The organism is Paenibacillus sp. PAMC 26794 (genome assembly GCF_000316035.1).
Taxonomy (GTDB): Bacteria; Bacillota; Bacilli; order Paenibacillales; family Paenibacillaceae; genus Paenibacillus.
In genome coordinates this window covers 1-636 of sequence record NZ_ANHX01000019.1, presented here as the reverse complement: position 1 = coordinate 636, position 636 = coordinate 1, and the positions used below count along the sequence as shown (strand labels likewise).

Annotated in this window: 1 protein-coding gene; it reads left to right on the top strand. The window is 31.3% G+C overall.

Annotation, left to right across the window (positions count from 1 at the left end; all coding sequences use genetic code 11):
• Nucleotides 1-636 (top strand): hypothetical protein (locus D829_RS32410; RefSeq protein ID WP_017688886.1); only part of this gene is annotated, 636 nt, incomplete at both ends.

The following is a 636-nucleotide window of genomic DNA, read 5'->3' as shown; positions in this document are numbered from 1 at the left end:
TTTTTCAACGAGATTGAATTTATACTTGAAGTTCTCAAACAGTCCTATTTTAAGAATAAAAGGTTTGTGTATAATCTATCTAGAAACGGTCAGCACATTGGGAAGAAATCTCTTATTCCTTCCTTTTGTGATCTAATGTCTATACCTTATACAGGCTCAGATGCACATGTTATATCATTAAGTAGAGCGAAATATGTTTATACCAAATATTTAGAGATTCATAATGTGAAAGTTCCTGATAGTTGGGTTTACCATCCATCAAATGGATGGTTATCTGGTAATAGACCCCAATTAGATACAAAGATTATTATAAAGCCTATGCACGAATCAGCTAGCATAGGTTTATCAGAAACATCGATTAAATTGTTTGATTCCAATACTGAACTAAAAATCATTAATGATAGCAAAGAGAAAAATTCTCCTATTTTAGTACAACAATTCATAGAAGGATATGAGTGTGAAGTTCCTTTACTTATTTCTAGTAGACCTCACGCTTTAAATCCAATAGGCATTTCAATAAATGGTGAAAATCATCTAAAACAGAGTATTTTGACTTATGACCACTCTTTCAATGACGGTTATAACTTTTACTCCCTAGATAAAGAGCTATCATGTTCAATAAGCGAAAAAGTTAAA